The organism is Schaalia odontolytica (genome assembly GCF_002847525.1).
GTDB classification, from domain to species: Bacteria; Actinomycetota; Actinomycetes; order Actinomycetales; family Actinomycetaceae; genus Pauljensenia; species Pauljensenia odontolytica_B.
Map to the genome: position 1 here is coordinate 96,639 of NZ_PKKM01000010.1, position 12,002 is coordinate 108,640.

Genomic DNA, 12,002 nt, shown 5'->3' on the forward strand with positions numbered 1-12,002 from the left:
TTCGTCGCGCTCACTCGGCGTCGGCGTGGGAGGTGATGCGCTCGAAGACGTCTTCGAGGTCCTCGTTGTCGGCGACGACCTGCTCGGTGGGAGCGTCCAGGAGGACCTTCCCGGCGTCGATGATGACGATGCGGTCGGCGTCCTTGCGGGCCTCGGTCAGGTAGTGCGTGGCGAAGAGGAGCGTGCGGCCCTCCGCGGCCTCGGCGCGCATCGTCTCCCAGAAGGCGCGGCGGGCGAGAGCGTCCATGCCGGCGGTCGGCTCGTCGAGGATCAGGAAGTCGGGGTTGCCGGCCAGTGCGAGGGCGAGGCGCACGCGCTGGCGCTCGCCGCCGGAGAGTTTGTCGAGGGGGCGCTTGGCGAGCTTGGTGAGGTTCGTGCGCTCCAGGAGCTCGTCGGTGGGGATCGGGTTGGCGTGCATTGCGGCGACCAGGTCGATCGTGTTGCGTACCTTCCCGTCGCGCGGCATCGATCCGGTCTGGAGCATTGCGCTCACGAGGGAGCGGCGCACGGCCTCGCGCGGGCTCATGCCGTAGACGCTGATGTCGCCCTGCGTGGGGGTGGCCAGGCCGAGGACGATGTCCAGGAAGGTGCTCTTGCCCGCGCCGTTGACGCCGAGGAGTGCCACGATCTCGCCGGGCATGAGGGTCAGGTTCACGCCGCGCAGCGCGTCGACGTGGCCGAAAGACTGGTGAATGTTCGTCGCCTGGAGGGCGGGCGTTGCTTCTGCGTTCATGGCTCCCAGTCTGCGCCCGTTTAGGTGGGGCCGGAAGTGTCCTTTGATGCAGGTGGTGCCATGACAAATGTCAGGGGTGGCCTCTTCCAAAAGTCGCACGTAATTTAATGCGGTCACTTTTTGAGATAGCCTGCAAACGTTGCAATTCCAATGATAGTAATTCAAACTGTGAAGCAGTCCTCGGGGAATTACGTGCGACATTGCTTAGGAGGGGCGGTGGTGTTGCTCGCGTGCGAATACCACACCATGCCAGAGGCCGGATCCGCCAAAACGTAGACTCATTCAGCCACAACAGGCTTTCTTCACCGTTTTTCACCCAATGGGTCTGCACTTTGGTGGCCACACCACCGCAAACCACGCCCACACCAACGAAAACCACGCCCGCGCCGCCGCCAATCGGGGGGGAATTGCATCATTAGAGCTGCGACACGCCGGAGATACACAGCCAGCCAGCTTCTAATGCTGCAAAACCCCCACTGGCCACCGGTCTGGAGGGCGCCGGAGGGCGCGGAGGGCCTGGCTGCGGTGCCCGTGGGCGGTGGTGGGGCCTGGCCGGGCTTCGAGGCGACGCGCCGAGCGAAGCTCGCGGCGCGGACGGCTCGCGGGCGGGCCGCCGCCCACGGGCACACAAAGCAGCCCGGCCCCACAGCCGGGCCCTCCGGCGCCCGAAACACCCGTGGGCCCGAAGCGCCGCCGGAACACCAGCGGGGCCACAAGCAAGACCCGGAACATAGACACAGCAAACAGCGAGGGGCCCGAAGCGCCGCAGCGCCTCGGGCCCCTCACGTGTGTCAGTGGCTCACAGGTTGAGCTGGATGTTGCGGCCGGGGACGGCCTCGATCAGCTCGCGCGTGTAGTCCTGGACCGGGTTGTTGAACAGCTCGTCCGTCGAGTTGGCCTCGACGAGCTTGCCCTTCTCCATAACGATCACGTCGTCGGCGATCTGGCGGACAACGGCCAAGTCGTGCGTGATGAACAGGTAGGACAGGCCCAGCTGCGCCTGCAGGTCGTTGAGCAGGTACAGGATCTGGTTCTGCACCAGCACGTCGAGGGCGGACACGGCCTCGTCCAGGACGATGACCTCCGGGTTGAGCGCGAGGGCGCGGGCCACGGCCACGCGCTGGCGCTGGCCGCCGGAGAGCTCGTTCGGGTAGCGGCGCATGGCGCTACGCGGCAGGGCCACCATGTCGAGCAGCTCGGAAGCGCGCGCGATGCGCAGCTTCTTCGGGTTGAACTCACGCTTCTCGGCGGCCGTCAGCGAACGCTTCGCGTCGGCGGCCTCGACGAGGACGCGCATCCACTCCTCGGGCTCGCGGCCCGTGGCCTCGGCGCGCTTGATTTCGGCGCGCGCGTACTCCAGGGTGCCGTAGCCGTGGATCTTCAGGGGTTCCTCGATCAGTCGGTAGATCGAGAACATGGGATCCAGCGAACCGTAGGGGTTCTGGAACACGGCCTGGAGGCGGCGACGCAGGCGGAAGAGCTCCGCCTCGCTCATCTGCGAGGTGTCCTCACCGTCAAAGTAGACCTTGCCCTTGGTGGGCTTGAGGAGCTGGAGCACCATGTTCGCGGCGGTGGACTTGCCGGAGCCGGACTCACCGACGACCGCGAGGGTCGTGCCGCGACGCAGCTCGAAGGACACGTCGTCGACGGCCAGGAAGGTGTCCTGGCCCTTCTTGGCGCCGCGGATGTCGAATTCCTTGGTGAGGTTTTCGACGCGGATGATGGCGTCCGTGGAGGTCGAACCCTTGCCGGCGCCGACGAGCTCCTCGTCGGTGACCTTGATGCCCTGCTTGTGGGCGGACTCGATGCGCGCCGAGGCCAGGGAGGGCGCGGCGGACACGAGGCGCTTCGTGTAGGGGTGCTGGGGGTGCTGGAGGATCTCCAGGGCGGGGCCGGACTCGACGATGCGGCCGCGGTGCATGACGACGAGCTGCTCGGCGCGCTCGGCGGCCAGGCCGAGGTCGTGCGTAATGAACAGCACGGCGGTGCCCATCTCGGAGGTGAGCTTGCCGAGGTGGTCGAGGATGCGGCGCTGGACGGTCACGTCCAGGGCGGAGGTCGGCTCGTCGGCGATCAGCAGCTTGGGGTGCGCGGCCATGCCGATGGCGATAAGCGCGCGCTGGCGCATGCCGCCGGAGAACTCGTGCGGGTACTGCTTGGCGCGGCGTTCCGCGTCGGGCAGGCCGGCTTCCTCGAGGAGGGCGGTGACGCGCTGGCCGGCCTCGGAGCGGGGCACGACGTTGTTCGCGAGGAGGGCCTCCTTGACCTGCTTGCCCACGCGGAGCACGGGGTTGAGGTTACTCATCGGGTCCTGGGGGACGAGGCCGATGCCGGATCCGCGCAGCTCCACCCACTGCTTGTTGGTCAGGTGGGTGATGTCGCGGCCGTCGAACTCGATCTTTCCGCCCGCGACCTTGCCGGTGCCGGGCAGCAGGCCGATGACGGCGGCGGCGGTCGTGGACTTACCGGAGCCGGACTCGCCGACGATGGCGACGGTCTGGCCGGGGTAGATCGTCAGGTTCGCGCCGCGCACGGCGGGGACGACGCCGGTCGAGGAGGTAAAGGTTACCTCCAGGTCCGTGATCTTGAGCAGGGGCTGCGCGTCGTCCGGGTGGATGTCGGACGAGGCCGGGGCCGCGCTGGGGGCGACGGCTCGTTCGACGATCTCTTCCATCTCCTTCTCGGAGAGCTGGGGGGTGTTCGTTTCGCTCACTTGCGTGCCTTCGGGTCGAGGGCTTCGCGCACGGCGTCGCCCATCATGATGAAGCTGAGGACGGTCAGGGCCAGGGCCGCGCCCGGGTAGAACAGGACCATCGGGTTGGTGCGCAGGGACGTCTGAGCGGACGAGATGTCAGCACCCCAGGAGACGACCGACGTCGGCAGGCCGATGCCCATGAAGGACAGGGAGGCCTCGGACACGATGAAGGTGCCCAGCGCGACGGTCGCGTACACGATGATCGGGGCCATCGAGTTCGGGATGATGTGGCTCAGCAGGATGCGCGCGCGGGAAGCGCCGGTCGCGCGGGCCGCGGTTACGAACTCTTCGTTCTTGGCGGACAGGACCGAACCGCGGGTGATGCGCGCGATGGAGGTCCAGCCGAACATGGACAGGACGATGACGACCATCATGATGGAGCGCGAGCCCTTGAACATCTGCATGAACACGATCGCGGCGAGGAGCAGCGGGATCGCGAAGAATACGTCGGTGACGCGCGAGAGGAGGGCGTCGAACCAGCCGCCGAAGTAGCCGGCGAGTGCGCCGACGGTGCCGCCGATTAGCACGACCGCGATGGTCGTGAGGATGCCGACGGACACGGATGCGCGGGCGCCGTAGACGACGCGGGCGTAGATGTCGCAGCCCTGCTTGTCGAAGCCGAAGGGGTGTCCGGCGGAGGGGCCAGCCAGCGACGAGGAGAGCTCGCAGAACTTCGGGTCGGTCGCGGTGAAGAGTGACGGGAAGAGCGCGAGGAGCGCGGCGAGCGTGATAATGAACGCGGCGATCCAGAAGGTCGGGCGGCGGCGCAGGCGCTTCCAGGCCTCGCCCCACATGGACGAGGGGGCACCCTCGTCGGCGACCGCGTCGACGGCGCCGAGGCCGGTTTCGTCGATGTCGGAGACGTAGTGGTCCTGGCCCGCGCGGGTGCGGGTGATGTTGGCGGAAGGAATCTGGTCACTCATAGCGGATCCTCGGGTCGAGCACGGCGTACAGGAGGTCGACGATTAGGTTCGCGATGATGTAGACCAGCACGAGCACTGTTGTCACCGACACGACGGTCTGGGGTTCGCCCTTGATGATGGCGTTCCACAGGGTGCCGCCGACGCCGTGGATGTTGAAGATGCCCTCGGTGATGATCGCGCCGCCCATGAGGGCGCCGAGGTCGCCGCCGATGAACGTGGCGACGGGGATGAGGGAGTTGCGCAGGATGTGGCGCGTCATGACGACGCCGCCGGAGAGGCCCTTGGCGCGCGCGGTGCGCACGTAGTCCGCAGAGACGTTCTCGGAGACGGACTGGCGGGTCAGTCGGATGACGTAGGCCAGGGAGACACCGCCGAGCACCATGGCTGGCATGGTGAGGCTCTTAATGTCGACGGAGGCCGAGGCCGTGGTCGGCAGGATCGCGAGCTGGACACCCAGGACGTACTGGAGGACGAAGCCGAGCACGAAGGTGGGGACCGAGATCAGCAGGAGGGAGACCACGAGGATGGTGGAGTCAAACCACTTGCCGCGGCGCATGCCCGCGATGACGCCCAGGCTGATGCCCAGGATGGTCTCGATGGCGAGGGCGTAGATGGCGAGCTTCGCGGTCGTCGGGAAGGCGGTCGCCATGATGGACGTAACCTTCTGGCCGTTGAACGCGGTGCCGAAGTCGAGTGTGAAGACTCCCTTGAGGTACAGCAGGTACTGCATCCAGAAGGGCTTGTCCAGGTTGTACTGGGCGCGGATCTGCGCGGCGGCGGCCTCGGAGAGGCCGCGGTCGCCACCGAGTGCGGCGACGGGGTCACCTGGCATCAGGTAGACCATCGCGAAGATCAGAAAGGTGGCTCCGAAGAAGACCGGGATGGTCTGGAGGAGTCGCCGTCCGATGTAGCGGAGCATGGACAATCCTTTAGTGTTCGTGTCGTGGGAGGGGAGGTTCCGATCCCTGGCGGTGCCTCGCGGGCGAGGCCGACTATGGTCCCATCATAGGGTAAAGAATGGGCAAATGGCGCATCGGTCTCTGAATTTGTCTGCCGTATCAAACCCGCGGTGCTGTTTTGAGATGAAAGTGTGTTCCGCGTCAATGCGGGTGCGCAGTGCGTCGCTGATCTGCGTTGATGTGTGTGGCGCTGTCAAAAAGAGATGTGCGAGGGGCGGGCGGCTTGTGCCGCCCGCCCCTGAATCGAGGTTAACCTCGTGCGATCACTTCTTGGTGATCTGGTACATCACGGGCTGACCCTTCCAGTCGAACTTGACGTTGTCGACGTTCTTCGACCAGCCGCCGCTGACGTTCGGGTACCACAGCGGGATGGCCGGCAGGTCCTGGAGCAGGATCATCTGGGCCTGCTGGAGGGTCTTGACGGCGTCCGCGGTCGTGGTGGCGGAGGAGGCCTGGATCATCAGGGAGTCGAACTCGCTGTTGGAGTAGTCGCCCTTGTTGGCGTCGGCACCGGTGGCGAACTGGGGCTGCAGGAAGTTGTACAGCGCCGGGTAGTCGCCCTGCCAGCCGTTACGGAACGCGCCGGTCATCTCGCGCTTGTCCTCGGCATCGAGCAGCGACTTGAAGTCGGCGAAGGGGTTGCCTTCGGCGTCGATGCCCAGGGTGTTCTTGATGGAGTTAGCGGTCGCGTCGACCCATTCCTTGTGGCCACCGTCGGAGTTGTAGGCGATGGTGAAGGAGCCGTCCCACGGGGAGATGGCGTCGGCCTTTGCCCACAGTTCCTTGGCCTTTTCGGGGTTGTAGGTCAGGACATCGTTGCCGGAGATGTTGGCGTCGTAGCCCTCGAGGGTCGGAGCAGTGAAGTCCTTGGCGGGGGTACGGGTGCCGTTGAAGATGGTCTTCGTGATGGTGTCGCGATCAACGGCCATGGAGATGGCCTGGCGGCGCAGGCGGCCTTCCTCACCGGAGAAGTGGGGCAGGTACTGCGGGATCGTGAAGTACTGGATGCCAGCGTAGGGCTGGTTCACGGTGCGGCCGCTCAGCTCGGACTCGAAGGTCTTGAACACGGAGGCCGGGACGCCGTCGAGCACGTCGAGGGAGTCGGAGGACAGGTCCTGGTAGCCGGCGTCGAGGCTCGTGTAGAAGACGAAGGTCACGCCGTCGTTCTGGGCCTTGGTGTCGCCCACGTAGTTCTCGTTGGGAACGGTGGTGAACTTGACGTTGTGCTCCCACGCGTCGGCCGAAGCCATCTTGTAGGGGCCGTTGCCCACGGGGGCCTGGCCACCGGCCTCGGGGTCAGCGAGGGTCGAGTCCGGGAGCGGCGCGTAGGCGACGTAGCCCAGGCGCGACATGAAGTCCGAGGTGGGGTTCTTCAGCTTCGCGGTGAAGGTGTAGTCGTCGACCTCGGTCAGGCCGGTGATCTCGCCGTTACCCTCGTCGTCGGTGCCCTCGAAGATGCTGAAGAAGGCAGCCTGCTGCTGCTGCTTCGACGTGATGAGGTTCCAGGCCTTGATGAAGTTGTGAGCCTGGACGGGGGTGCCGTCGGAGAACTTGCGGTCGTTGTGGAGCTTGATGGTCCACTCGGATGCGTCCTCGTTGGGCTCGATGGACTCGGCGACGTCGAGGACGGCGGTGCCGTCGATGTCGTAGCGGACGAGCTGGCTGAACAGGACGGTCAGGATCTTGCCGCCGCCGTTTTCGTTGGTCAGACCCGGCAGGAGCGGGTTCTGGGGCTCGGTGCCGTTGGTCGTGACGACCTTGTCGCCGGAGCCGGACGACGAGGTGCCGCCGCCGGCGCAGGCGGTCAGGGCGAGCGCGGCAGCTGCGGGGATGACGAGCCATGCCTTCTTCAGGTTCATGGATTCCTCCTCCTGGTTGATGGGTGGAACTGGGGGCGGTGCCCTCAGGTATGGTCTGAGATTAACCCGTGGCGCGTGGAATTCATGAAAGATGTCCATCATGTGCGCATTACATTTTGGTTACAAACGTAAAAAGTAGGTCAAATGATGGTGTGGGTCACATAAAAGAGCGTGGGGTGTGACCGAGTAGGCATACGACGAGGCCGGGGCTGAGCGTGCGCACACACCCGGCCCCGGCCTCGTCGAGTCGAGAAGCGAGAATTAGGAAAGCAGGCCCTCGGAAATGAGCCAGTCGTGGGCGATCTGAGAGGCGGACTTCTGCTCGACCGTCGACTCCCGGTTCATCTCGATGAGATCCTGCGCGTCCAACGCCTCGCTCACCCTGTTGATGACCGCGGTCGCGTCTTCGTTTACCCGCGACGAGGCCAGGGGCACCACGTGCGAGGCCAGGAACAGCCCCTTCGGGTCCGTCAGGACCGTCAGCGTTCCGTCCGCGAGCACCGGGTCGGATGAGTAGATGTTCGCGAGCTGGATGTCGCCGTCCTTCAGGGCCTTGACCGTGAGGGGGCCGCCCGAATCCTCGATCGGGGTGAAGTTGACGGTCACTCCGTAGAGGTCGGACAGTCCGGTCGGACCATAGGGACGCGTGCGCAGCTCCGAGTTGCCGCCGAGGGTGAGCGCGCCCGCGTTCGCGAGGTCGCCGATCGACGTCAGTGAGTGGGCTTGCGCGAAGTCGGCCGTCACCACGTAAGAATCCTGGTCGGTCGCAGGTGCCTGCTCGAGGGCGCGCAGGCCCGAGGGGAGCGCGGTCTGCAGAGCTGAATACACCTCGTCCGTGGATCGCGCGGTCGCGTCAGCATCCAGGTACTGCAGCAGGTTGCCCGTGTACTCGGGGAAGACGTCGATCGAGCCGGCCTCAAGCTCGGGCATGTAGACCTCGCGCTGGCCGATCCGCATCTGGCGATCAACCGTGAAGCCTGCCCCTTCGAGCGCCTGCGCGTAGGCCTCCGCGATGATCTCGTTCGAGTAGTAGTCCTGCGAGCCGACGACGAGCGTCGTCGAGCCGTTCTCCGAACTCCCGGTGCTCGTGTTGCCGCCGACCGACTCCGCCGAACCGCAGGCGGCCAGGGCCAGGGCGGAAGCCGCGACGGCAGCCATTGTGATCATCGTGCGTTTCATAGTGTCTCCTTGAGTGAGTTGTCCTCATTGTCTGAGAAAGAATGGGTGCGGGCCCGAAGGCGTTGCGCCACCAGGGCCAGGAGCGCGTCGGTCACCAGCGCGAGGGCGACGACGATGATCGCGCCGCCGATCATCTCCGCGTAGTCGCGGGTCTTCAGCCCCTCGTAAAGGAAACGGCCGAGACCGTAGTTCGCCGTGTAGGCCGCCAGCGTCGTCGTCGCGATCACCTGGAGGGTTGCCGAGCGTACGCCCGCCGCGACGAGGCCGGCCGCGTGCGGGGCCTCGACCTGCGCGAGGACCTGTTTTTCAGTGAGCCCAATCGCTCGCGCCGCGTCCACGGTCGCGCGCGGCGTCGAGGCGATCCCTGAGTAGGTCGCCGACAGGAGCGGCGGAATCGCCAGGATGAGGAGAGCCAGCGTGGGCGCCGCCAGTCCAATACCCAGCCATAGGCCCGCCAGCGTCAGGACGCCGAGCGTCGGAACCGCACGGGCCGCGCCCGTCGCGCTCACCAGCCATCGGCCCCTGCCCGTGTGCCCGATCCAGGTGCCCAGCGGCAGCGCGATGAGGGCCGCGAGCGCCACGATCAGGAGGGTGAGGCCCAGGTGCTCGGTAGCCCTCACGAGGATCCCGGACTCGCCCAGCCAGTGGGCGGGGACCGCCAACCAATTCAGGGCGTCGAGGAGAATGTTCATGCCCGCCCCCTCCTCGTCCACGGAGTGAGGGTCCAGCCGATCCCCTGGATCAGCCCATCGATGACGAGCGCAAGGAGAACCGTCGCGACCAGGCCGGCCACGACCTCGGCGATGAGTCCGCGCTGAAAACCGTCAGTGAACAGCGTCCCCAGCGAGCGCACCCCGATGAACGCGCCCACCGTCACGAGCGACACCGTCGACGTGGCGACCACGCGCGTGCCCGCAACGATGACGGGCGTCGCCAGGGGGAGCTCCACCTCGACGAAACGCCGAAAGAGCGGGTAGCCGCACGCGTTCGCGGCCTGCAGGGTCGCGCGAGGGATCGCGCGGAAGCCCTCCGCCACCTGGCGCACCAGCACCGCCACGCCGTACAGAGTCAGGACAATCACCATGTTGGCCGGCGAGCGCAGCGCCACCCCGACGATCACGGGAATGACAATCAGGAGCGGCAGCGACGGCACCGCGTACAGCGCCGACAGGGCGGACAGGACCCAGCCGCCGCGGCGCGAAAACGCCGCCCAGCGCGCGATCGGCACGGAGAGCAGCACCGACAGTGCGATCGCTGGGAGGGCGATCCACAGGTGAGCAAGAGTCAGGGAGCCAATGAGCCCCCAGTTGGAGGACAGCCAGGTCACGGACGCTCCCCGGCCTCGTCGGTCGTCAGCGTGCCCACGGGGGTGCCGGCGTCGTCGACAACCAGGCCGCCCGGCCCGGCGACGCGCACCGGGCGTGCCGCGCGCGAGGCTCCGACGAACTCCGCAACGAAGGGCGAGGCGGGAGAGGAGAGCAGCTCGGTGGGCGTCCCCACCTGCTCGATGTGGCCACCCGTCGAGAGGACGGCAACCTGGTCGCCCAACGTGAACGCCTCGTCCACGTCGTGCGTCACGAAGAGGATCGTTGTGCCCAGCACCCGCTGAATCTCCTTCAGCTCGCACTGCAGCTCTGTGCGCACGATCGGATCCAGCGCGCCAAAGGGCTCGTCCATCAGCAGGATGTCCGCGCGATTGGCCAGCGCCCGAGCCACGCCCACGCGCTGACGCTGGCCGCCCGACAGCTGGGCGGGGTAGCGATCAGCCATCTCGCGATCCAGGCCCACCAGCTCGAGGAGCTCGAGCGCGCGCTCGCGGGAGGCATGCTTCGTGGCGCCCTCCAGGCGCGGGACGGTCGCGATATTGTCGGCAATGCTTCGGTGGGGGAAGAGGCCGCCCTCCTGCAGGACGTAGCCGATCGAGCGGCGCAGGCGCACGGGGTCCTCGCCTGCGACGTCCTGGTCTCGTACGAATACCCTGCCCGAGGTTGGGGTGACCATCGCGTTCACCATCCGCATGAGCGTCGTCTTGCCGCAGCCCGAGGTGCCCAGGAAGACGGTCGTGGAACCCTGCTCGACGGTGAGGGAGAAGTCCTCGACGGCGCGTGTGCCGCCCGGGTAGGTCTTGGAGACGTGGTCGAAGCGAATCATGCGCGCTCCTTGGCAGCCTCGGCGATGAGCGCGAGGCAGCGCGTCAGCTCCTCGCGCTGGGCTGTGGAGAGTGGGGCGAAGAGGCGCTCCTGCTCCTTCTCGACGACCGCGCAGGCCTCCTCGAGGTGCGCCAGGCCCTGCTCTGTCACCGTCAGGATGGTCGCGCGCCGGTCATGCTCGTACGGGGTGCGGTGCAGCAGCCCGTCGCGGTGGAGGCGATCCACGAGGCGCGAGGCCGCTCCCAGGGTGATGCCCTGACTCGCCGCGACCTCCTGAATGCGGCACGCGGGGGTATCGCGGACTGTGCGCAGGACGAGGAAGCGGCCGAGTGTGAGCGCGTTTCCCGCCTCGGAAAGGGCGGATTCAACGGCGCTCCAAGCGCGAACTTCCGTGTCGATCAGTGTCGCGAACAGCGTGCATGCATCTGTTGCCATGCCCACTACCTTACGCGTAAATAATTGATATGTATGGTGTTTGTGCGGGGAAGTTCGTTGAGTATTTGACGAGATAGGCGTTCTTGTGCTGTTTGTGAGCGGCCCACAACTGTGTGTGGGGTGTGGTCGGTGGGCCTCGGCGCGGTGCTACAGTGCGTGGTGTCGGCGAGTGACTCGCATATCAATGAGGAGTGTTAAAGGTGCGGAAACGTCTCTACTCTCTGCTGGATGGTGATGGTGGAGCGGCAATGTGGTGCGGGCGCGTCATGACCGTGCTCATTATCGCCAGCCTGCTCCCCCTGTGCTTCAAGGAATCCAGCCCCGTCCTCGAGACAATCGAGTACGCCTGCGTCCTCGTGTTCATCGCCGACTACCTGGCACGATGGGCGACGGCGGATCTGAAGCTCGGCAAGGGCGCATTGTCGTTCCTGATCTATCCCTTCACCCCCATGGCCGTCATCGACTTGCTGTCGATCCTGCCAGTCTTCAATGCCCTCAACGACGCGCTGCGCACGCTGCGAGTCCTCCGCCTGTTTCGGGCCCTGCGGATGTTCAAGCTCATTCGCTACTCGAAGAGCGCCTCCGCCATCGCCGCCGTGCTCGAGAAAGAGAGGGAGGCGCTGCTCGCCGTCCTCTGCCTGGCCATCGGCTACATCCTCGTCAGCGCCCTCGTCATCTTTAAAGTCGAGCCGGAAACCTTCAACACCTTCTTCGATGCCGTGTACTGGGCGGTCGTCTCCCTGACGACCGTCGGCTACGGCGACCTCTACCCCACCTCCGACGTGGGGCGTGCCATCGCCATGATCTCCTCGCTCATGGGCGTCGCCGTCGTTGCCCTGCCCTCGGGCATCTTCACGGCGGGCATGCTCGACGAGCTGCGCGGCGAAGGAAGCGCCAGCGACTGATCTGCAGGGACTTTTGTGGCTCTTCGCATTTGAGGGTGTAGGTGTTGTGGGCGGGGTTGGGCGTGTCGTGGCTGGGTAGGGGTCGAGGTCTTCCGATGATGGGG

At 66.2% G+C, this 12,002-nt stretch carries 11 protein-coding genes; 1 reads left to right on the plus strand and 10 read right to left on the minus strand.

Annotated elements, in window-relative coordinates; genetic code table 11:
* Positions 1–10: 10 nt before the first annotated feature.
* The 10 genes from CYJ22_RS07880 to CYJ22_RS07925 all read right to left on the minus strand — a co-directional run bounded on the left by CYJ22_RS07880 (position 11) and on the right by CYJ22_RS07925 (position 10,993).
* A complete protein-coding gene (locus CYJ22_RS07880) occupies positions 11–733 on the minus strand; it encodes an ABC transporter ATP-binding protein (RefSeq protein ID WP_007589661.1) in 723 nt (240 codons plus the stop codon).
* 799 nt (positions 734–1,532) lie between these two features.
* Positions 1,533–3,446 carry a dipeptide ABC transporter ATP-binding protein gene (locus CYJ22_RS07885; RefSeq protein ID WP_101602224.1) on the minus strand — a complete coding sequence of 638 codons (1,914 nt, stop codon included), beginning with the start codon at positions 3,444–3,446 and terminating at the stop codon, positions 1,533–1,535.
* The gene (locus CYJ22_RS07890) at positions 3,443–4,411 is read right to left on the minus strand and encodes an ABC transporter permease (protein ID WP_009054569.1); all 969 of its coding nucleotides are present in this window, start codon (positions 4,409–4,411) and stop codon (positions 3,443–3,445) included. Before CYJ22_RS07890 ends, CYJ22_RS07885 begins: the two co-directional genes overlap by 4 nt.
* Positions 4,404–5,330, minus strand: coding sequence for an ABC transporter permease (locus CYJ22_RS07895; protein ID WP_009054567.1), 927 nt, complete (start codon positions 5,328–5,330; stop codon positions 4,404–4,406). Before CYJ22_RS07895 ends, CYJ22_RS07890 begins: the two co-directional genes overlap by 8 nt.
* Before the next feature lie 303 nt (positions 5,331–5,633).
* The gene (locus CYJ22_RS07900) at positions 5,634–7,229 is read right to left on the minus strand and encodes a peptide ABC transporter substrate-binding protein (RefSeq protein WP_101602225.1); all 1,596 of its coding nucleotides are present in this window, start codon (positions 7,227–7,229) and stop codon (positions 5,634–5,636) included.
* Between the two features lie 261 nt (positions 7,230–7,490).
* Positions 7,491–8,408, minus strand: coding sequence for an ABC transporter substrate-binding protein (locus tag CYJ22_RS07905; RefSeq protein ID WP_101602226.1), 918 nt, complete (start codon positions 8,406–8,408; stop codon positions 7,491–7,493).
* Positions 8,405–9,100: an ABC transporter permease gene (locus CYJ22_RS07910; RefSeq protein WP_034464535.1), complete on the minus strand. Its 696-nt coding sequence runs from the start codon at positions 9,098–9,100 to the stop codon at positions 8,405–8,407. The genes CYJ22_RS07905 and CYJ22_RS07910 overlap by 4 nt, the downstream gene beginning before the upstream one ends.
* Positions 9,097–9,735, minus strand: a complete 639-nt coding sequence (locus CYJ22_RS07915; RefSeq protein WP_101602227.1) for an ABC transporter permease — start codon at positions 9,733–9,735, stop codon at positions 9,097–9,099. The genes CYJ22_RS07910 and CYJ22_RS07915 overlap by 4 nt, the downstream gene beginning before the upstream one ends.
* Positions 9,732–10,559: an ABC transporter ATP-binding protein gene (locus CYJ22_RS07920; protein WP_101602228.1), complete on the minus strand. Its 828-nt coding sequence runs from the start codon at positions 10,557–10,559 to the stop codon at positions 9,732–9,734. Before CYJ22_RS07920 ends, CYJ22_RS07915 begins: the two co-directional genes overlap by 4 nt.
* Positions 10,556–10,993: a MarR family winged helix-turn-helix transcriptional regulator gene (locus CYJ22_RS07925; RefSeq protein WP_101602229.1), complete on the minus strand. Its 438-nt coding sequence runs from the start codon at positions 10,991–10,993 to the stop codon at positions 10,556–10,558. The genes CYJ22_RS07920 and CYJ22_RS07925 overlap by 4 nt, the downstream gene beginning before the upstream one ends.
* A gap of 200 nt (positions 10,994–11,193) precedes the next feature.
* Here CYJ22_RS07925 and CYJ22_RS07930 point away from each other — a divergent pair, with 200 nt between their 5' ends.
* Complete coding sequence (locus CYJ22_RS07930) at positions 11,194–11,898, plus strand: ion transporter (RefSeq protein ID WP_016460832.1); 705 nt, start codon at positions 11,194–11,196, stop codon at positions 11,896–11,898.
* Positions 11,899–12,002: the final 104 nt, after the last annotated feature.

What these genes read in the sequence shown, in the direction of transcription:
- CYJ22_RS07880 (WP_007589661.1), bottom strand. Translation starts at nt 733, where the DNA reads ATGAACGCAGAAGCAACGCCCGCCCTCCAGGCGACGAACATTCACCAG.
- CYJ22_RS07890 (WP_009054569.1), bottom strand. Translation starts at nt 4,411, where the DNA reads ATGAGTGACCAGATTCCTTCCGCCAACATCACCCGCACCCGCGCGGGC.
- CYJ22_RS07895 (WP_009054567.1), bottom strand. Translation starts at nt 5,330, where the DNA reads ATGCTCCGCTACATCGGACGGCGACTCCTCCAGACCATCCCGGTCTTC.
- CYJ22_RS07900 (WP_101602225.1), bottom strand. Translation starts at nt 7,229, where the DNA reads ATGAACCTGAAGAAGGCATGGCTCGTCATCCCCGCAGCTGCCGCGCTC.
- CYJ22_RS07905 (WP_101602226.1), bottom strand. Translation starts at nt 8,408, where the DNA reads ATGAAACGCACGATGATCACAATGGCTGCCGTCGCGGCTTCCGCCCTG.
- CYJ22_RS07910 (WP_034464535.1), bottom strand. Translation starts at nt 9,100, where the DNA reads ATGAACATTCTCCTCGACGCCCTGAATTGGTTGGCGGTCCCCGCCCAC.
- CYJ22_RS07920 (WP_101602228.1), bottom strand. Translation starts at nt 10,559, where the DNA reads ATGATTCGCTTCGACCACGTCTCCAAGACCTACCCGGGCGGCACACGC.
- CYJ22_RS07925 (WP_101602229.1), bottom strand. Translation starts at nt 10,993, where the DNA reads ATGGCAACAGATGCATGCACGCTGTTCGCGACACTGATCGACACGGAA.